The organism is Pelagerythrobacter marensis (genome assembly GCF_001028625.1).
Classification (GTDB): Bacteria; Pseudomonadota; Alphaproteobacteria; order Sphingomonadales; family Sphingomonadaceae; genus Pelagerythrobacter; species Pelagerythrobacter marensis.
The window spans coordinates 758,041-776,051 of the sequence record NZ_CP011805.1; the positions used below are offsets into that span (position 1 = coordinate 758,041).

The window sequence follows — 18,011 nt, forward strand, 5'->3', positions numbered from 1 at the left end:
CCACATGGAGAGCGCCACATACCGGTGCCAGCCGCGGGATCTCCGCGAACGGTTCCAGCTCTCCAGAGGCATAACCGGAAAGGAATTACCTATGGCGGCTTCCACCGTCACCATGCAGCAATTGATCGAGGCCGGCGCACACTTCGGCCACCAGACCCACCGCTGGAACCCGCGGATGAAGCCGTACATCTTCGGCGCCCGCAACGGTGTTCACATCATCGACCTGTCGCAGACCGTTCCGCTGTTCTCGCGCGCGCTCGATTTCATCGAGCAGACCGTGCGCTCGGGCGGCAAGGTCCTGTTCGTCGGCACCAAGCGTCAGGCGCAGGAACCGATTGCGGAAGCGGCTCGCGCTGCCGGCCAGCACTTCGTCAACCATCGCTGGCTGGGCGGGATGCTCACCAACTGGAAGACGATTTCGGGTTCGATCAAGCGCCTCAAAACCTTGGAAGAACAGCTTTCGGGCGATACGTCGGGCCTGACCAAGAAGGAAGTTCTCCAGCTTACGCGCGAACGTGACAAGCTGGAACTTTCGCTCGGCGGTATTCGCGACATGGGCGGCATTCCCGACGTGATGTTCGTGATCGACGCCAACAAGGAAGATCTCGCGATCAAGGAAGCCAATGTCCTCGGCATTCCGGTGATTGCGGTGCTCGACACCAATGTCGATCCCAGCGGGATTGCCTTCCCTGTGCCCGGCAACGATGACGCCAGCCGTGCGGTCCGCCTCTACTGCGACGCCGTGCGCGATGCGGCGGCGGCAGGGCGTGGCGGCAAAGTTGCCGAAAGCGGCAACGATGTCGGCGCTATGGAAGAGCCCCCGGTCGAAACGGCTGCCTGATTCAGGCGACTGTCACAAACATGACCTAGCGCGCCAGGCCTGACCCTCGGGCCCGGCGCCCAAGATTTACAGAGGAAACGATCATGGCTGCATTCACTGCCGCTGACGTGAAGACCCTGCGCGAGAAGACCGGCGCGGGCATGATGGATGCCAAGAAGGCGCTCGAAGCCGCAAACGGCGATATCGAGGCTGCAGTCGACGCACTGCGGGCCAAGGGCCTCGCCACCGCACAGAAGAAGTCCAGCCGCACTGCGGCGGAAGGCCTTGTCGGCGTTGCCGTTCAGGGAACCCGGGGCGTTGCGGTCGAGGTGAACTCGGAAACCGACTTCGTCGCCAAGAACGACAAGTTCCAGGATTTCGTGCGCAAGACCACCGAAACCGCACTTTCGGTCGACGGCGACGATATCGAGGCGCTCAAGACGGCGGCCTATCCCGATGGCGGCACGGTGGCCGAAAAGCTGACCGACAATGTCGCCACGATCGGCGAGAACCAGCAGGTTCGCCGGATGAAGACGGTGTCGGTCGATAACGGCGTGGTCGTTCCCTACGTCCACAACGCTGCTGCGACCAATCTCGGCAAGATCGGCGTGCTGGTCGCGCTCGAAAGCGAAGCCGATGCTGCCACGCTCGAAACGCTGGGCAAGCAACTGGCGATGCACATTGCCGCTGCTTTCCCGCAGGCGCTCGACGCCGACGGCCTCGACGCCGAAGTGATCGAGCGTGAGCGCAAGGTCGCGGCGGAAAAGGCTGCCGAAAGCGGCAAGCCGGCCGAAGTGCAGGAAAAGATGGTCGAAGGCGCGGTGAAGAAGTTCGCTAAGGAAAACGCGCTGCTGAGCCAGATCTTCGTGATGGACAACAAGACCCCGATCGCAGACGTGGTCGCTAAGGCGGGCAAGGATGCCGGCAAGCCGATCGTGCTGAAGGATTATGTCCGCTTCCAGCTCGGTGAAGGCATCGAGAAGGAAGAAAGCGACTTCGCAGCCGAGGTCGCCGCCGCCGTTGCTGGCTGATTCTCTTCTTACGCGAACAGACGGCCGCCGGACTTCACGTTCGGCGGCCGTTTTCGTTTGCTGCCCAGTGACCGGCTTTCCCTTTGCGCACGCGGGGCGAGGCGGCTAAGGACCCCGGCAACCCTCTCAACTTTTCGGAACCCGTTTCGCCCATGTCTTCCCCGAAATACAAGCGGATACTGCTCAAGCTCTCGGGCGAGGTGCTGATGGGCGATCAGCAGTTCGGGATCGATCCGGCCTTTGTTGCGGAACTCGCGCAGGAAGTGAAGGCGGCGAAGGACAACGGGCTGGAAATCTGCCTGGTGATCGGCGGCGGCAACATCTTCCGCGGGATGGCCGGCGCGGCGCAGGGGATGGATCGTGCCCAGGCCGATTACATGGGCATGCTGGCGACGGTGATGAACGCGCTGGCGATGCAGAACGCCCTCGAACAACTCGGCGTGCAGACGCGGGTTCAATCGGCCGTGCAGATGGATCAGGTGTGCGAACCTGTGATCCGGCGCCGTGCCGAACGTCACCTTGAGAAGGGGCGGGTCGTGATCTTCGCCGCCGGCGTCGGTGCGCCCTATTTCACCACCGACAGCGGCGCCGCCTTGCGCGCTGCGGAGATGCGCTGCGATGCCTTGTTCAAGGGGACGAGCGTCGATGGGGTTTATGACAGCGATCCCAAGCTGAATTCCGCTGCCAAACGTTTCGAAACCGTCAGTTACGACAAAGTGCTGGCGAACAATCTCAGGGTTATGGATGCCTCGGCCGTTGCACTGTGCCGCGACAACGGGATCCCCATCGTGGTCTTTTCGATCCGCGAGAAGGGCAATCTCGCGCGGGTACTCGCCGGCGAAGGCATCCAGACGGTAGTGAAAGAGGAAGCCTGACAATGGCCAAGTACGACAAGAGTGATATCGAACGTCGCATGCAGGGGGCGGTGGACAGCCTCAAGGGCGACCTGTCGGGCCTGCGCACCGGCCGTGCCAACACCAGCCTGCTCGATCCGGTACAGGTCGAAGTGTACGGCGCGATGATGCCGCTCAGCCAGGTGGCCACGGTCAATGCCCCCGAACCGCGGATGCTGGCGGTGCAGGTGTGGGACAAGGCGAACGTGATGGCTGTCGAGAAGGGCATTGCCCACGCCAACCTGGGTCTCAACCCGATGACCGACGGGCAGACGATCCGCCTGCCGATGCCCGATCTGACGGAAGAGCGTCGCCGTGAACTGGCCAAGCTGGCGGGCAAATATGCGGAGAACGCCAAGATCGCGATCCGCAACGTCCGCCGCGACGGGATGGAAGCGCTCAAGGAAGACGAGAAGAAGAAGGAAATCTCCGAGGACGACCGCAAGCGTAGCGAAGAAGAAGTGCAGAAGCTGACCGACAAATATGTCGCGGAAACCGATGCAGCTGCGGCGCAGAAGGAGAAGGAAATCCTGACCCAGTGAACGCGATTGGGTCACGATCCGTCTTCGTGTCCATCGGGGATACGATCGACAGTTGCGCGAAAGCCGAACGATGACGACCGCCAGACACGTCGCCATAATAATGGACGGCAACGGCCGCTGGGCCAAGCGTCGCCATCTGCCGCGCGCGATGGGGCACCGGCGCGGGGTCGAGGCGGTGCGCGAGCTGGTGCGCGGCCTGGAATCGACCGGTATCGAGTGCCTGACGCTCTACGCCTTCAGCTCGGAAAACTGGAAACGGCCGGGCGAAGAAGTCGACGATTTGATGAACCTGATGCGCAAGTTCGTGAAATCGGACCTGCCGGAATTCATTGCCAACGATGTTAAACTGAAAATTATCGGCGACTGGCAAGGGCTTGCCCCCGATATCGTCGAAATGCTGGAAGACGCCCTGGCCCAGACGAGCCAGGGATCGCGCACTCTCGCGGTGGCGTTGAATTACGGGTCGCAGCAGGAAATCGCCCGCGCAGCAGCGAAAGCGGCGGCGCAGGGCGAAATCACATCGGAAACAATCGCGGCGCAGCTCGACACCGCCGATCTGCCGCCGCTCGACCTGCTGATCCGAACGAGCGGCGAAGTGCGCTTGTCGAACTTCCTCCTGTGGCAATGCGCTTATGCGGAGATGATCTTCGTCGACACGCTGTGGCCCGATTTCACCCTGACCCATCTGGTCGAGGCGCTTGAGGAATTCACCCGGCGGGAGAGGCGATATGGCGGGCGCTAACGGCGATCTGCCGACCGAAGGGCGAAAGCCTTCGGATCTGCCCGTCCGCCTGGTGTCGGCAGCGGCAATGCTCGCGGTTGCAGGGGCCGCCCTGTGGCAGGGTGGGCAAGTGCTCGACCTGTTCATCGGTCTGGTTGCCTTCGCCTGTTTTGCCGAGTTCACTGTTCTGGTCGCGCGGGCCACGGACAACGTGCCGTACCGCCTCGCCGCGCTGATCGCAGGCGGGCTCTATATCGGGGCAGCCGCTGCCATCCTGGTCGGGGCTGGCGACTTCCTCCTCGTTCTGATCCTCGGCGTTACAGTCTTCACCGATACGGGGGCCTATTTCGCCGGGCGTGCGATTGGCGGGCCGCGAATCGCGCCACGGATCAGCCCGTCCAAGACCTGGGCGGGGCTGCTTGGCGGGATGATCGGTTCGGCGTTGTGGACGATAGCCTGGGTGTTGGTGATCGATTCAGGGATCGACTGGCTCGGGCCGCGCTTCGCCCTCGGCATCTCGTTGGATGGGGCCAACCTGCTGTCGATCGCGGCGCTTGGTGCAGGGCTGGCAGTCGTGGCGCAGGCCGGAGATTTCTTTGAAAGCTGGCTGAAACGGCGAGCCGGCGTGAAAGACAGTTCGCGGCTTATTCCGGGGCACGGCGGCGTGTTCGACCGTGTCGATGGGCTCTTGCCAGTCGCCATCGTCGTGGGCGGCATCGCTGCATCGGTGGCCAATTGACCCGCCCGATCTCAATTCTCGGTGCCACCGGCTCGGTCGGGGCGTCGACGCTGGACCTGATCCGCCGCAATCGTGATCAGTGGCGGGTCGTCGCGCTCACCGCCAACTGCAATGCCAATGAGCTGGCCGCGCTGGCGCGTGAGTTCGAGGCCGAGATTGCGGTGGTCGGCGACGAATCCTGCCTGGCGGACCTTCGGACGGCCCTGGCCGATACAGCAGTTACGGCGGCCGGCGGGCGGCAGGCGCTATGCGATGCGGCGGCCCTTCCGGCAGACATCACCGTCGCCGCCATCGTCGGCTGTGCTGGCCTGCGCCCGACGATGACGGCGATCCGCCGGGGCGGGGCAGTCGCGCTGGCGAACAAGGAAGCCCTGGTATCGGCGGGAACGGTCATGACCGCCGCAGTGGCGGAGCATGGGACAACCCTGCTGCCGGTCGATTCAGAGCACAATGCGATCTTTCAATGTCTGCAAGGCAGCAGGATCGCAGACGTGCGCTCGATCACGCTCACAGCCAGCGGCGGCCCGTTTCGGGGCTGGAGCGCCGACCAGCTGGCACGGGCAACCCCGGCGCAGGCGGTGGCCCATCCCAATTGGGATATGGGCGCCAAGATCAGCGTCGATTCGGCCACGATGATGAACAAGGGGCTGGAGTTCATCGAGGCGCATCATCTGTTTCCGGTCGGCCTCGATGCGCTGCGCATCGTCGTCCACCCGCAGAGTGTCGTGCATTCGATGGTCGAATATTGCGATGGTTCAACCCTGGCGCAACTGGGGCCTTCCGACATGCGCGTGCCGATCGCGTCGTGCCTCGCCTGGCCCGGCCGGATGGAAACGCCATGCGCGCCGCTGGATCTTGCGGCCATCGGTTCGCTGACGTTTGAAGCGCCGGACGAGCAGCGCTTTCCCGCCACACGGCTGGCGCGAGATGCCGCCCATTCCGGCGGGGGCGCCCCCGCGGTTCTCAATGCCGCGAACGAAGTGGCGGTTGCGTCCTTCCTCGCCGGTCAGATCGCATTCACCCAAATCGCGCTAGTGGTCGAAGAAACCCTTGATCGTTACGCCCCCTTGGCACCTTCGACGCTCGACGACGTTCTTGCCGTCGATACGGAGGCACGCGTCCGAGCCCGTGAAATAATGGAGACCGCCGCAATTGGCTGATACCCCTTCGTTCTGGATGTATGTCGTCGGCTTCCTGCTCGTGCTCGGGCCGCTGATTACGATCCATGAATTCGGTCACTATCTCGTGGGCCGTCTGTTCGGCGTTCATGCCGAGGCATTTTCCATCGGCTTCGGCAAGGAAATCGCCGGCTGGAGCGATAGCCGGGGCACTCGCTGGAAGCTTTCGGCCCTGCCGCTCGGCGGATACGTTCAGTTCCGCGGCGACATGAACCCTGCCAGCGTTCCCGATGAAGATGGCCTGGCCGCCATATCCGACAGCGACAGGGCAGGGGCGTTTCATTTCAAGCCCTTATGGCAGCGCGCGCTGATCGTGTTTGCCGGGCCGGCAACCAATGTGCTGGTGGCGCTGGCGATCTTTGCTGCCTTCTTCATGATCGTCGGCAAGCCGGAGCCTGTGGAGACCGACAGCCAATTGACCGTCGCCGGGTTTGCTGAGGAATCGGCGGCCCGTTCCGCCGGGATCGAGATCGGCGACCGTATCGTGTCGATCGACGACAAGCCGATGCTCGATTTTCGCGACGTTCAGGACGCGGTGATGCTGTACCCGGGGCGGACGTTCGACATTGTCGTCGATCGCGGTGGCCGCGAGCTGGACTTCGACGTGACGGCTCGATCGCACGAGGTGGAAGACAACTTCGGCAATGCGTCGACCATCGGCCTGATCGGTATCGCGCCCGCTGCGGTGGAGTTCGAATTCGCGCGGCAGGGGCCGATCAGCGCCCTGGGCCTGGGGGTCGATCACAGCATCAACATCGCGCGGATGATGGTGACCGGCGTGGGGCAGATTGTGTCCGGCGACCGTTCGGTTCGCGAGCTTGGCGGTCCGATCAAGATCGCGAAGTATTCGGGCGAGCAATTCAGTCTCGGCCCGCTCGCCTTCATCAACTTCATCGCGCTGATCTCGCTTAATTTGGCATTCATCAACCTGTTGCCAATCCCGGCGCTCGACGGCGGGCATCTGGCTTTTTACGCTGTGGAGGCCGTCCGGCGAAAGCCGGTGGGACGGCGGGGGCAGGAACTGGCGTTTCGCACCGGGATGGCCCTGGTGCTGGCATTGATGGTGTTCGTCACGATCAACGATTTGGTTTCGCTGCCAATCTTCGGCAGCTGACCGCCCCGGGGGGACGAGAGAGCGCGGGGGACTCGTTTCTTCCTTCGCTTGATCGGGGGCACGGCATCGGGCAAGGGCGGCATTTGCCGCACTGCCCGATGGATGGGCTGCGGCCCATTGGTGCAATGGATAAGGATTGGACGGGATAACCGTGGCGATGACAGAACGCGAGAAAGCCGCCGGCGCATTCGGCAAGACCGGCGCACGTTTCGCGCTTGCCCTGCTGGGGGGTACGATACTGGCCGGGGTGCCCGTGTCGGTGCTGGCGCAGGATGCAGGGGCTTCGCCTCCGACATCCGCCTCTCAACCCGCTCCGGCGCCGCAGGGCGACACGATCCGTGCGATCACGGTGGTGGGGGCGCAGCGGCTGGAAGCGGGCACGATCCTGTCGTACATTCAGATGCGCGCGGGCGACACTTACTCGCAGGCTCTCGCCGATCAGGTTCTGAAAGATCTGTACGCGACCGAACTCTTTTCAGACGCCAGCGTGCGGAACGATGGCGGCAACGTGGTCATTTCCGTCACGGAAAACCCGGTGATCAACCGGATTATCCTTGAGGGCAACAAGCGGATCAAGAACGACAAGATCCTGCCCGAGATCCGCCTTGCTCCGCGGCAGATCTTCACCCGCTCGAAAGTGCGTGCGGACACGGCGCGCATCATTGAACTCTACAAGCGCCAGGGCCGCTTTGCGGCTTCCGTGGAGCCGAAGACGGTCGAATTGAGCCAGAACCGCGTCGATATCGTTTACGAAATCAGCGAAGGGCCCAAGTCCAAGGTTCGCCAGATCAACATTCTCGGCAACGAGAAATTCGATGATGGCGATCTGAAGAGCGAAATGGTGACGAAGGAAGCGCGATTCTTCCGCTTCTTCAGCTCCAACACGAGTTACGATCCCGACCGTCTGGCGTTCGACCAGCAGAAGTTGCGTCAGTTCTACTTTATCGAAGGTTACACGGATTTCCGGGTGGTTTCCGCCGTCGCGGAGCTGACTCCCGACAAGCGCGACTTCATCATCACCTACGTGGTCGAAGAAGGTGAACGGTACAAATTCGGCGACGTTTCCGTCGATAGCCAGATACGCGATTTCGACAGCGAACGGATGACCGGAAATCTCGCGATCAAGACCGGGGACTGGTACAACGCGAAGCTGGTCGAAGACACGGTCGAGCAGATGAACGAACTGGCCGGAACGTTCGGCTATGCCTTCGCCGATGCCTCGCCGCAGTTCGTGCGCAACCCGGAAGACCTCACGATGGACGTCACGTTCGTCCTTCGCGAGGCGCCGCGCGTCTATGTCGAGCGGGTCGATGTGAACGGTAATACGCTGACGCAGGACAAGGTCGTGCGCCGCGAATTCCGCGTGGCCGAAGGCGATGCGTTCAACTCGCTGCAGGTGAAGCGTTCGACCAACCGGATCAGGTCGCTCGGCTACTTCCAGGAAAACTTCGAAATCCAGCAGAAGGAGGGCAGCGCCCCCGATCGCATCGTGCTGGAAGCGAATGTCGAGGAACAGCCGACCGGCGAATTGCAGCTTTCGGCCGGTTTCTCCTCGATCGAAAACTTCATCCTTGCCGGTTCGATCAAGCAGAACAATTTCCGCGGGCGGGGCCAGACGGTCGGCGCATCGGTGAACTATTCGCGTTATTCGCGTTCTGCCGCGTTGAGCTTCACCGAACCTTACGTGTTCGATCGCAACATTTCGACCGGGATCGACATCTACCGCAAGGATTACAACAGCTTCAATTTCACCAACAACGACCGTAACCGGACGTTCGAACAGTCGACCACTGGCTTTTCGATGAGAGTGGGCGTGCCGCTTACCGAATATATCTCGGCGATCGGCAGCTACACGCTCAATTACGACGACGTCTCGCTGGATGAGTTCACGTATTACAGCGATATCGACGGGGATGGCATCAAGGAATGCGATCCCGTCCTGGCCGGGCGTTACCTGTGCGAAGCGGTGGGCGAGCGGTTGAGCTCGATCCTGGGGCTTACGCTGTCGATGCGGACGATCGACAATCCCTATCGCCCCACGCGTGGCCATACACTGTCGCTCAGCACCGAATTCGCCGGCCTCGGGGGCGATGTGAAGTATCTGCGCCTGCGGGCCAAGGGGGCGAAGTACTGGCCGGTATTCGGCGGCTTCATCTTCTCGATTCAGGGCGAAGGCGGCGTTATCAAGGGGCTGGAGGATCGCGGCCCGGGCGTGGACGACGTGCGCCTGACCGACCGCTTCTTCCTGGGCGAGCCGCAGTTCCGCGGATTCGACATCCGCGGTGTGGGCCCGCGCGTGCTGCGCCAGCCCATTCGCGACACCGATGGCGATGGTGTGGGCGAAGTGATCACTGATCGGGATCAGGTCGGCGACGACGCGCTGGGTGGCAATGCCTACTATCTCGGCCGTGCCGAGCTGGAAATTCCGCTGGGTTCGGGTGCGCGCGAAATGGGGCTGCGCCCGTCGATTTTCGTTGATGTCGGCGCGCTGTTCAACGTGACCAAGCCGGTGTTGCAGAGCGCACCTTTCCCGGACGGCATCCAGCGGCAGTTGTTCGATAACGACGGAAATCCACTCTACGTGGACCCGAGCGACTCGACCAAGTGGACAACCGATCCGACCGATGGTTCCGGCAACGCGAACGATCCCTGGATGTATCAGGTCGCGGCTCCGTTCCAGGAACAGTTCTTGGGGGATTCCGCCAGCCCCCGTGTCGCGGTGGGTATCGGCGTCAACTGGAACTCGCCCTTCGGGCCGTTCCGCATCGACTTCGCCCATGTGCTTCGGAAAGAACCGGGCGATGACACCAAGAAATTCACTTTCAATGTGGGGACACAATTCTGATGAAGAATCTTCTTAAACCGGTCGTAGCCGCCGGTCTCATGCTCACCGCTTCGGCTCTGCCGATGATGGCCGCCCCTGCTGCCGCGCAGGACGCGCGCGGCGTCGGCGTTGTCAGCCTGCCGGCCGTGATTGCCAATTCGAATGCCTATCGCACCGCCGAACAGCAGCGGCAGACCACCTATCAGGCGCAGATCAGCCAGGCCGAAACGCGCCGCCAGCAGATCGAGGCGCAACTGACGCCGCTGATCCAGCAGTTCAACACCGCGCGTCAGGCGGCCAGCCCGGACCAGCAGGCCCTGCAGCAGCAGGCGACCCAGATCCAGCAGATCGAACAGGCCGGCCAGCGCGAACTTCAGGCCATTCTGGCGCCCGTTTCGCTTAGCCGGGCCTATGTCACCGAACAAATCGAAGACCGTCTGGACGAGGCCGTTCAGGCCGCCGCGACCAAGCGTAATGTGACCCTGATTCTCGACGCCACGTCGGGCCAGGTGATCTTCGCCGGCGCGCAGCACAATCTGACGCAGGACGTGCTGACCGAACTCAACACGCTGGTGCCCAGCGTTCAGGTCACGCCGCCTCAGGGCTGGGTTCCGCGGGAAATTCGCGAGCAGCAGGCCGCGGCGCAGGCGCAGCAGACTGCCCAGCAGCAGCAGCCGAGCGGTCGCTGATCGCTCGATAGGCCGCGACGGAAGAAAATGAGGGCAGGGCGATGAGCGACGAGACGGGCACACGGTCCGATTATGATATTCATAAGGTGCTCAGCGCCCTGCCACACCGTTATCCGCTGTTGCTGGTCGACCGCGTTCGGTCTCTGGAACTGGGGGAGCGCATTCACGCGGTGAAAGCCGTGACCTTCAACGAGGATTTCTTCCAGGGCCATTTCCCGGGCGCGCCCATCATGCCCGGTGTGTTGCAGGTGGAGGCAATGGCACAGGCAGCGGCGATCCTCGGGATCGAGACGCTCGAACTGGCCGGAAGCGGAAAGCTCGTCTATTTCATGGGGATAGACAATGCCAAGTTCCGCGCGCCGGTGACGCCGGGTTGTCTGCTCGACCTGGAAGTCGAATTCCTTCAGAAGCGCAGCCGGGTTTACAAGTTCAAGGGGCGCGCCAGTGTGGAAGGGAAAACCACGTCGGAAGCGGAATTCACCGCAATGATCGCCGATCCCCCGTCAACCTGATCCGATCATTTCGCCTTGCAGAGGCGAGCGCGATCGGGGTTGCTTTTCACCGTCAACCGGACTAGGCGCGCGCCTTTCCCGAGATTGCCGACCGGTCGGAACCGGTCAAATGCACAAGGATTTCCTGCCATGAAGGCCGACGCACACCCCGATTATCACACCATCACAGTCAAGATGACCGATGGCACCGAATTCCAGACCCGCTCCACCTGGGGCAGTGAGGGCGATACGCTGACGCTGGATATCGACCCGACCAGCCATCCGGCCTGGACCGGCGGGAAGCAGCAGATTCAGGAAGGTGGCCGCGTTGCCGCGTTCAACAAGCGGTTCGGCGGGCTTTCTCTCAAGAAGGGCTGACCTGCGCAGGTTCGCGGCGCATCCTGGCGCCGCAAGGTATTGGGTTGAGGGCGGTCCGGGTGGCCGCCCTTTTCTTTATGCAGGTGCCGGGCGCGCTGGCCGTATCGTAAGATCGCCTGTCTGAGCTAACTCACCGGATTCGTTGGTATGGCTGCGAAAGCCGGGCAGCGGAGAGGTGAGTAGAAAGCCAGGCGAAATAATCTTGCGCTTGCGGACTCGAAGCGCAGTTTTAGCTTTGCAAACGGCCATCCTTGTGCAACAGGCGCGCGCCTCGGCGGTTCGCGTCTTGACCGCGGAACGCAGGGGCGTATCAGCCCCGCTTTACACGGCAGGCCCAGGTCGGGCCGGGTATGTGGCGATCGTAGCTCAGTTGGTTAGAGCGCCGGTTTGTGGTACCGGAGGTCGCGGGTTCGAACCCCGTCGATCGCCCCATTTTCCCAGTTTTTGTGCCGTCGTTTACAGCGGGGCTTTCTCACGATCATGACGGCTTTCTGGACCGAATCGGACTTCGACGATCACGAGCTGGTACAGCTTGTGCGGGATCGCCAGTCGGGGCTTATCGCGATCATTGCCCTTCATTCGACCCATCTCGGGCCGGCGGCCGGCGGTACGCGATTCTGGCACTACGCCGAACCGGGCGAGGCCATGCGCGATGCACTGCGCCTGAGCCGGGGGATGAGCTACAAGAACGCAATGGCCGGCCTGCCGATGGGCGGGGGCAAGGCGGTGATTCTGGCACCTGCAGACAAATCCAAGACGCCGCAGATGCTCGCGGCCTTCGGCGACGCGGTGGAAGCGCTTGGCGGCCAGTATGTCACCGCGGAAGATGTCGGTATCGGTGAAGGCGACATGGTCGCCGTTTCCAGGCGTACCGAGTATGTTTCCGGCCTGCCCGTCTCGGGAGAGGGTGCGGCGGGCGGCGATCCGGGGCCGTTCACCGCGATGGGCATCTATCACGGCATCAGGGCCGCGGTTCGATACAAGCTGGGCAAGGACAGCGTCGAGGGCGTTCATATCGCGATACAGGGCACAGGCAGCGTCGGCGGCGGGGTCGCCAGGCTTCTCGCCAAGGATGGTGCCCGCCTGACATTGTCCGACATCAACGAAAGCCGCGCCGCCGCGCTGGCGGAAGAGCTTGGCGCGGCCACCGCATCTTCCGATGCGATCATGGGCGTTTCCTGCGATGTGTTCAGCCCGAATGCGCTCGGCGCAATTCTCGACGATCAGGGGATTGCGCGGCTCGACACGCCGATCGTAGCCGGCGGCGCGAACAATCAGCTTGCACGGGCCCATCACGGGAAGGTGCTGGCGGAGCGGGGCATTCTCTATGCACCCGATTACGTGATCAATGCCGGCGGTATCATCAGCGTTGCTCTGGAATATCTCGCACGCCGAAATGGCGAGCCGAGCGATATCAACGAAGTGCGCAAGCGCATCGGCCACATCCCCGAGCGGCTGGAAGAAGTGTGGCGCAAGAGCGATGCGAGCGGCGAATCGCCCGACGTGGTGGCCGACCGCATGGCGCAGGAACTGATCGGGCGCGGATAGCACCCGGCGCCTCGTTCCGCCTGCGACAGCGGCGCGCCTGCCCCGGACACATTTGAGCGCATGAAAGGGGCGCAATCGGGCGTGAATCGCTTGCCCCCCGGTGCGTGTCCTGCCATTGCGCCCGGCGAACGGACCTGATCGATGCATGGCTTTGCCAACCCCAAACGGTTCCTCTCCCTTGCTCGCTGGCTAACTCCGTTATTGCTGGCGAGCGGGCTGATTCTGTCTGCGGCGGCGCTGGCATGGGGCCTGTTCGTCGTGCCGCCGGATCGCCTCATGGGCGATACGGTGCGCATCCTGTTTCTCCATGTTCCGACCGCCTGGCTAGGCATGGGCGGCTGGGCCGCGATCGCGGTCGCGAGCGGCGCGTTCCTGGTGTGGCGTCACCCCCTGGCCGATTTGGCAGCACGTGCGGCGGCAGTGCCGGGCATGGCGTTCACCGCCGTGTGTCTCGCCACCGGTTCGATCTGGGGCCGGCCGACATGGGGCACCTGGTGGGTATGGGATGGCCGGCTGACGTCGATGCTGGTGCTGCTTTTTCTCTATCTGGGCTATATCGCGCTGGCGCAGGCTGTCGCCCGGGAAGGCGGATCGAGCCGGATCCCGGCGATCTTCGGTCTCGTCGGCGCGATCAACATTCCGATCATCAACCGGTCCGTCGTCTGGTGGAACTCGCTGCATCAGCCGCCCAGCATCACGGCCGGCAATAGCGCCATCGATGCAGAGTTCCTGGCCCCCCTTCTGATCGCAGTCGCCGGATTTTCACTGATCTTCGGCGGCGTGGTGCTTGCCAGAATGCGCGCCCTGCTGGGCGATATTCAGGCCGATGCCCGCCTGCGGCGCAGGGCGAGCGAGACGGCCTGATGCGCGAGGGTCTGGACCAATGGGATTTCGTGATCGCGGCCTATGTCGTCGGGATCGGGGTGACGCTCGCGCTGGTGGCCTGGGCCTGGTGGGACATGCGCCGGGCCGAACGGCGACGTGACGAGGCCCGCCGCAAATGACTACTCCCCCTAACCGGATGAAGGCCAAGCATCAGCGGCTCGTGCTTGTGGCGATCGCGCTCGTAGCGCTGGTCTGCGCCGGGCTGCTCGCTGCCTGGGCCCTGCGCAATCAAGCGAGCTATTTCTATGTCCCGGAACAGATCGCGGCCGACCCGCCCGAAGCGGGGCGTGCCGTGCGGCTGGGGGGCATGGTCGAAGAAGGGTCGATCCGAACTCTGCCCGACGGCGTAACCACAGCATTCGTCGTCGGCGATGGAAAGGCGCGGGTCTCCGTCCGGTTTGCGGGGATACTGCCCGATCTGTTTGTCGAAGGGTCAGGCGTTGTCGCGGAAGGGCGGCTGGATGCCGACGGCACGTTCGTTGCCGATAACCTCCTGGCCAAGCATGACGAGAATTACGTGCCGCGCGAACTGCAGGAAATGACCGAGCATCAGAAGCGCGAAGTCGTGGCCGAGACGGAGCAGGGCGCTTGATCGCGGAGCTCGGCCTGGCCGCCCTGTGGCTGGCGGCGGCGCTGGCGGCGCTCCAGCTCTATGCAGGTGCAATGGCGCAGCGTGACGCAGGGGGCGGCCTGGCCGCGCTCGTGCGACCGGCGGCGATCGTCCAGGGGCTGTCATGCGCCTTCGCATTTGCCATGTTGTTATGGCTGTTCGCCATCACCGACCTGTCTGTAAAACTGGTCGCCACGAATTCGCATTCGGCCAAGCCGCTGCTCTACAAGCTGACAGGCGCGTGGGGGAACCACGAAGGCTCCATGCTGCTATGGGTTGCCGTAATGGCGCTCTCCGGCGCTCTCATCGCGCTGGTGGAGCGCCGTTTGTCCGAACGGACGATGCTGGCCACGCTTGCCGCTCAGGCATTTGTCGGGCTGGGCTTCTATGCCTTTCTGATTTTCAGCTCCAATCCGTTTGAGCGACTTGCGCAACCCGCTGCCGAAGGGATGGGGCTCAACCCCCTGCTGCAGGATATCGGCCTCGCGCTTCATCCGCCCACGCTGTATTTCGGCTATGTCGGATTGTCGGTGGCCTTCAGCTTCGCCGTCGGCGCCCTGCTGACGCGTCAGGTGACGCCCGAGTTCGCGCGGGTAATGCGGCCGTGGGTGCTGGGCGCCTGGGTCTTCCTGACGCTGGGAATTACGGCGGGGTCCTATTGGGCGTATTACGAGCTTGGATGGGGTGGCTGGTGGTTCTGGGACCCGGTTGAAAATGCCTCGCTCATGCCTTGGCTGGCGGCGACTGCGCTGCTTCATTCGGCCAGCGTGCTTGCCGCTCGCGACGCCCTGCGCGCATGGACGATCATGCTCGGTGTGGTTGCATTTTCGATGTCGATGCTCGGTACGTTCCTCGTTCGCTCTGGCATCCTGACCAGCGTTCATGCTTTCGCGGTCGATCCTCAGCGCGGGACCTTCATTCTGGTCTTGCTCGCTCTCTATATCGGTGGCGCGCTGGCGCTGTTCGCGCTGCGCGCAGGGGCGATTGCGGAAGGGGAACGCTTTTCCGCGACCAGCCGCGAAGGCGCGCTGGTGTTCAACAACGTCATGCTCAGTGCAATTCTGGGCATCGTCCTGCTGGGTACGCTCTATCCCCTGCTGACCGAGGCGTTCGATGTCCGCGTTTCCGTCGGGCCGCCTTATTTCAACCCAGCCGGCGCCTTCTTCGCGGTTCCGATGCTGCTGGTCATGGCAGTGGGGCCGCTGCTGCGGTGGCGGCGCGACAGTCTGGCGCGCATACAGCGCCCGATCGTGCTGGCCGGCGTGGTGGTGCTGGCTGCCGCTTTGGCAGCGTTGGCGATCGGGGGAATGAGCGTTCTTGCGCTACTGGGCCTCGCGCTTTCCGCCGGACTGGCCGTGGCCAGCCTGCTGCCGCTGCGTGGCAGGAAGCTGCACCGGATTCCGCTGGCGGTGTGGGGTATGGTCGTTGCGCATTTCGGGCTGGCCGTTGCCCTATTCGGCATGGCGAGCGAGACCGCCTTCTCGCAGGAACGGCTTGCGGCGGTAACAGTGGGCGAAACGGTTCAGGTCGGGCCGTGGCAGGTGACGCTGAGCGAAGTTCTGCCGAACGCGGGGCCCAACTGGACGGCGATCGAAGGCCATCTTTCCGCCAGTTATTCCGGCGGGGACCCGGTCGAGCTGGACCCGCAATCGCGCAGTTTCTGGGCACCCGTTCAGCAAACCAACGAAAGCGCACTCGCCACCCGCTGGAATGGCCAGCTCTACGCCGTCGTAGGCAGTGAGGCCCAGGCCGAGGGGCAGGAATCGCGGTGGCAGCTGCGCCTGTGGTGGAAGCCGTTCGTGACTTTCATCTGGTACGGTGGCGCCTTGGTGGCGCTGGGCGGGGCACTCGCACTGGTCGGTCGCGTCCGCGCCGATCTCAAGCGCAGGATCGTGCGCAAGAGGGCGGATGAACGTCGCGCCGAAGGGGCCATGTGATGCGTTGGTGGTGGATACCTTTCCTGCTGTTCGCCCTGTTTCTGGGGGTCGCGGGATACCAGTTGACCCAGCCCAAGGACGAATTCGTGCCCAGCGCGATGATCGGCGAACCTTTGCCGACGTTCGATTTGCGTCCGGCAGTCGACGGTATGCCCGGCGTGGCGAGCAGCGATCTGCGCGATGGAACGCCGCACCTGTTGAATATCTGGGCGAGCTGGTGCGTTCCCTGCATTGCCGAAGCCCCGCAGCTTGAACGACTGCGCGAGGCAGGGGCTGACATCGTCGGCGTTGCGATCCGTGACCGGCCGGAAGATGTTGCCGCGTTTCTTTCGCGTTACGGCAATCCCTACACGCGCATTGGGGCCGACGATCTGTCGGAAGTGCAACTGGCGATCGGATCTTCGGGCGTGCCGGAAACGTTCGTGATCAATGGGAAAGGGCGGATAACCTACCAGCATATCGGCGATATCCGGGCCGAACACGTGCCCAGAATCCTGGCCGAGCTGGAGAAGGCCGGAGGATGAGGTATCCTTTCGCCCTGATTGCCCTGATCGGGATCGGATCGACGGTGTCACCGGCCGCGGCCCAGCAGGATGTGCCCCCGGCGCCCTACGCCTATCGACAGCTCGACGATGCTGCGCAGGAAGCACGTGCGCAGGCCCTGATGGAAACGCTGCGCTGTCTGAAGTGTCAGAGCCAGTCGATCGCCGACAGCGATGCGCCGATGGCAGGCGATATGCGGCATCAGGTGCGCACCCGCATCGCTGCGGGCGAGGAGCCGGAGGCGATCCGTGCCTGGCTGGTCGCGCGATATGGCGATTATGTCAGCTATGCCCCGGTGATCAGCGAGACCACCTGGCCGCTGTTCGCCGTCCCGCTGATTCTGATCCTGGTCGCTGCGGCTATCCTGTGGCGGCGCTTGCGAGGTGCGCGGTGAGCTGGTTGCCCCCCATCGCGCTGGCAGCGGCGCTGTTCCTGATCGCGGCGTTCGCGCTCCGGTTGCCGCGCGGCGCGTGGATGGCTTTTGCCTCGGCTCTCGTATTTGGGCTGGCTGGGTATGCCTCTCAGGGGCGGCCGGATTTGCCTTCGGCCCCCCGACATGCGGCACCGCAGGCGGACGAAACGAACGCCGCCATGATCGAGGCAAGGCGGACCCTGTTCGACCCTTTGCAGCCGCCGAGCAATTTTGTGATCGTCGCCGACGGGTTTGCCCGGCGTGGCCAGTACGCCGATGCGGCGCAGATCCTTCGCGGCGAAGTGCGTGAGAACGGCACGAATGCAGAAGCCTGGGTCGCGCTGGGCAACGCGCTGGTGGAACACGCGGAAGGCAATCTCACACCTGCGGCCACATATGCCTACGACCGTGCAGCAAAGGCAGCTCCGGGCCATCCGGCGGCGCCGTATTTTCACGGCCTGGCGCTGCTGCGGACCGGGCAACCCGGGGAAACGCGCGCGCTTTGGGCCGAAACGATCGCGGATGCCCCGGAAGAGGCAGAATGGGTGCCCGCGATGCAGCAGCGTCTGGATCGCCTCGACGCGCTCATCGCAGCCATGAGTAGGGACTGACCCGCCGCCACCGTCTATGTTGCAGGCGCGAAAGGACGGTGCTAA

General features: G+C 63.5%; 20 protein-coding genes and 1 tRNA gene. All 21 read left to right on the forward strand.

What is annotated here, in order from left to right; translation table 11 throughout:
- Positions 1-91: 91 nt before the first annotated feature.
- The 21 genes from rpsB to AM2010_RS03770 all read left to right on the forward strand — a co-directional run bounded on the left by rpsB (position 92) and on the right by AM2010_RS03770 (position 17,966).
- Positions 92-841: a 30S ribosomal protein S2 gene (gene rpsB / locus AM2010_RS03675; protein ID WP_047805921.1), complete on the forward strand. Its 750-nt coding sequence runs from the start codon at positions 92-94 to the stop codon at positions 839-841.
- An 83-nt stretch (positions 842-924) separates the two neighbouring features.
- Entirely contained in the window at positions 925-1,851 is a 927-nt protein-coding gene (tsf, locus tag AM2010_RS03680) for a translation elongation factor Ts (protein WP_047805922.1), read from the forward strand.
- A gap of 152 nt (positions 1,852-2,003) precedes the next feature.
- Positions 2,004-2,726, forward strand: coding sequence for a UMP kinase (gene pyrH, locus AM2010_RS03685; RefSeq protein ID WP_047805923.1), 723 nt, complete (start codon positions 2,004-2,006; stop codon positions 2,724-2,726).
- A 2-nt stretch (positions 2,727-2,728) separates the two neighbouring features.
- Positions 2,729-3,286 carry a ribosome recycling factor gene (frr, locus tag AM2010_RS03690; RefSeq protein ID WP_047805924.1) on the forward strand — a complete coding sequence of 186 codons (558 nt, stop codon included), beginning with the start codon at positions 2,729-2,731 and terminating at the stop codon, positions 3,284-3,286.
- 70 nt (positions 3,287-3,356) lie between these two features.
- Positions 3,357-4,028, forward strand: coding sequence for a polyprenyl diphosphate synthase (gene uppS / locus AM2010_RS03695; protein WP_047805925.1), 672 nt, complete (start codon positions 3,357-3,359; stop codon positions 4,026-4,028).
- The gene (locus AM2010_RS03700; protein ID WP_047805926.1) at positions 4,015-4,746 is read left to right on the forward strand and encodes a phosphatidate cytidylyltransferase; all 732 of its coding nucleotides are present in this window, start codon (positions 4,015-4,017) and stop codon (positions 4,744-4,746) included. Before uppS ends, AM2010_RS03700 begins: the two co-directional genes overlap by 14 nt.
- The gene (locus tag AM2010_RS03705) at positions 4,743-5,906 is read left to right on the forward strand and encodes a 1-deoxy-D-xylulose-5-phosphate reductoisomerase (protein WP_047805927.1); all 1,164 of its coding nucleotides are present in this window, start codon (positions 4,743-4,745) and stop codon (positions 5,904-5,906) included. The genes AM2010_RS03700 and AM2010_RS03705 overlap by 4 nt, the downstream gene beginning before the upstream one ends.
- Entirely contained in the window at positions 5,899-7,038 is a 1,140-nt protein-coding gene (gene rseP, locus AM2010_RS03710; RefSeq protein ID WP_236699397.1) for an RIP metalloprotease RseP, read from the forward strand. Before AM2010_RS03705 ends, rseP begins: the two co-directional genes overlap by 8 nt.
- Positions 7,039-7,195: 157 nt before the next feature.
- Entirely contained in the window at positions 7,196-9,883 is a 2,688-nt protein-coding gene (gene bamA / locus AM2010_RS03715) for an outer membrane protein assembly factor BamA (protein WP_047805929.1), read from the forward strand.
- Positions 9,883-10,551: an OmpH family outer membrane protein gene (locus AM2010_RS03720; protein ID WP_047805930.1), complete on the forward strand. Its 669-nt coding sequence runs from the start codon at positions 9,883-9,885 to the stop codon at positions 10,549-10,551. Before bamA ends, AM2010_RS03720 begins: the two co-directional genes overlap by 1 nt.
- A gap of 41 nt (positions 10,552-10,592) precedes the next feature.
- On the forward strand, positions 10,593-11,063 hold the full coding sequence (fabZ, locus tag AM2010_RS03725; RefSeq protein ID WP_047805931.1) for a 3-hydroxyacyl-ACP dehydratase FabZ: 471 nt from the start codon (positions 10,593-10,595) through the stop codon (positions 11,061-11,063).
- A 129-nt stretch (positions 11,064-11,192) separates the two neighbouring features.
- On the forward strand, positions 11,193-11,420 hold the full coding sequence (gene rpmE, locus AM2010_RS03730) for a 50S ribosomal protein L31 (RefSeq protein ID WP_047805932.1): 228 nt from the start codon (positions 11,193-11,195) through the stop codon (positions 11,418-11,420).
- 355 nt (positions 11,421-11,775) lie between these two features.
- Positions 11,776-11,852: transfer RNA gene (locus AM2010_RS03735), tRNA-His, on the forward strand.
- A gap of 48 nt (positions 11,853-11,900) precedes the next feature.
- Positions 11,901-12,968 (forward strand): Leu/Phe/Val dehydrogenase, encoded by a 1,068-nt coding sequence (locus tag AM2010_RS03740; protein WP_047805933.1) that lies wholly within the window; start codon positions 11,901-11,903, stop codon positions 12,966-12,968.
- A gap of 141 nt (positions 12,969-13,109) precedes the next feature.
- Positions 13,110-13,832 (forward strand): heme ABC transporter permease CcmC, encoded by a 723-nt coding sequence (ccmC, locus tag AM2010_RS03745; protein ID WP_047805934.1) that lies wholly within the window; start codon positions 13,110-13,112, stop codon positions 13,830-13,832.
- The gene (locus tag AM2010_RS14255; RefSeq protein WP_169747777.1) at positions 13,832-13,972 is read left to right on the forward strand and encodes a hypothetical protein; all 141 of its coding nucleotides are present in this window, start codon (positions 13,832-13,834) and stop codon (positions 13,970-13,972) included. The genes ccmC and AM2010_RS14255 overlap by 1 nt, the downstream gene beginning before the upstream one ends.
- Positions 13,969-14,445, forward strand: coding sequence for a cytochrome c maturation protein CcmE (ccmE, locus tag AM2010_RS03750; RefSeq protein ID WP_047805935.1), 477 nt, complete (start codon positions 13,969-13,971; stop codon positions 14,443-14,445). The genes AM2010_RS14255 and ccmE overlap by 4 nt, the downstream gene beginning before the upstream one ends.
- Positions 14,442-16,400, forward strand: a complete 1,959-nt coding sequence (locus tag AM2010_RS03755) for a heme lyase CcmF/NrfE family subunit (protein ID WP_047805936.1) — start codon at positions 14,442-14,444, stop codon at positions 16,398-16,400. Before ccmE ends, AM2010_RS03755 begins: the two co-directional genes overlap by 4 nt.
- On the forward strand, positions 16,400-16,924 hold the full coding sequence (locus AM2010_RS03760; protein ID WP_047805937.1) for a redoxin family protein: 525 nt from the start codon (positions 16,400-16,402) through the stop codon (positions 16,922-16,924). The genes AM2010_RS03755 and AM2010_RS03760 overlap by 1 nt, the downstream gene beginning before the upstream one ends.
- Positions 16,921-17,337 carry a cytochrome c-type biogenesis protein gene (locus AM2010_RS03765; protein ID WP_047805938.1) on the forward strand — a complete coding sequence of 139 codons (417 nt, stop codon included), beginning with the start codon at positions 16,921-16,923 and terminating at the stop codon, positions 17,335-17,337. Before AM2010_RS03760 ends, AM2010_RS03765 begins: the two co-directional genes overlap by 4 nt.
- Entirely contained in the window at positions 17,334-17,966 is a 633-nt protein-coding gene (locus tag AM2010_RS03770; protein ID WP_047805939.1) for a tetratricopeptide repeat protein, read from the forward strand. The genes AM2010_RS03765 and AM2010_RS03770 overlap by 4 nt, the downstream gene beginning before the upstream one ends.
- The last annotated feature ends 45 nt before the right edge of the window (positions 17,967-18,011 follow it).

Bases quoted from the DNA above. Each gene is read 5' to 3' on its own strand.
- AM2010_RS14255 (WP_169747777.1), top strand. From the start codon at position 13,832: ATGCGCGAGGGTCTGGACCAATGGGATTTCGTGATCGCGGCCTATGTC.
- tsf (WP_047805922.1), top strand. From the start codon at position 925: ATGGCTGCATTCACTGCCGCTGACGTGAAGACCCTGCGCGAGAAGACC.
- uppS (WP_047805925.1), top strand. From the start codon at position 3,357: ATGACGACCGCCAGACACGTCGCCATAATAATGGACGGCAACGGCCGC.
- fabZ (WP_047805931.1), top strand. From the start codon at position 10,593: ATGAGCGACGAGACGGGCACACGGTCCGATTATGATATTCATAAGGTG.
- rpsB (WP_047805921.1), top strand. From the start codon at position 92: ATGGCGGCTTCCACCGTCACCATGCAGCAATTGATCGAGGCCGGCGCA.
- ccmC (WP_047805934.1), top strand. From the start codon at position 13,110: ATGCATGGCTTTGCCAACCCCAAACGGTTCCTCTCCCTTGCTCGCTGG.
- AM2010_RS03700 (WP_047805926.1), top strand. From the start codon at position 4,015: ATGGCGGGCGCTAACGGCGATCTGCCGACCGAAGGGCGAAAGCCTTCG.
- frr (WP_047805924.1), top strand. From the start codon at position 2,729: ATGGCCAAGTACGACAAGAGTGATATCGAACGTCGCATGCAGGGGGCG.
- pyrH (WP_047805923.1), top strand. From the start codon at position 2,004: ATGTCTTCCCCGAAATACAAGCGGATACTGCTCAAGCTCTCGGGCGAG.
- bamA (WP_047805929.1), top strand. From the start codon at position 7,196: ATGACAGAACGCGAGAAAGCCGCCGGCGCATTCGGCAAGACCGGCGCA.
- AM2010_RS03720 (WP_047805930.1), top strand. From the start codon at position 9,883: ATGAAGAATCTTCTTAAACCGGTCGTAGCCGCCGGTCTCATGCTCACC.
- ccmE (WP_047805935.1), top strand. From the start codon at position 13,969: ATGACTACTCCCCCTAACCGGATGAAGGCCAAGCATCAGCGGCTCGTG.
- rpmE (WP_047805932.1), top strand. From the start codon at position 11,193: ATGAAGGCCGACGCACACCCCGATTATCACACCATCACAGTCAAGATG.
- AM2010_RS03765 (WP_047805938.1), top strand. From the start codon at position 16,921: ATGAGGTATCCTTTCGCCCTGATTGCCCTGATCGGGATCGGATCGACG.
- AM2010_RS03740 (WP_047805933.1), top strand. From the start codon at position 11,901: ATGACGGCTTTCTGGACCGAATCGGACTTCGACGATCACGAGCTGGTA.
- AM2010_RS03760 (WP_047805937.1), top strand. From the start codon at position 16,400: ATGCGTTGGTGGTGGATACCTTTCCTGCTGTTCGCCCTGTTTCTGGGG.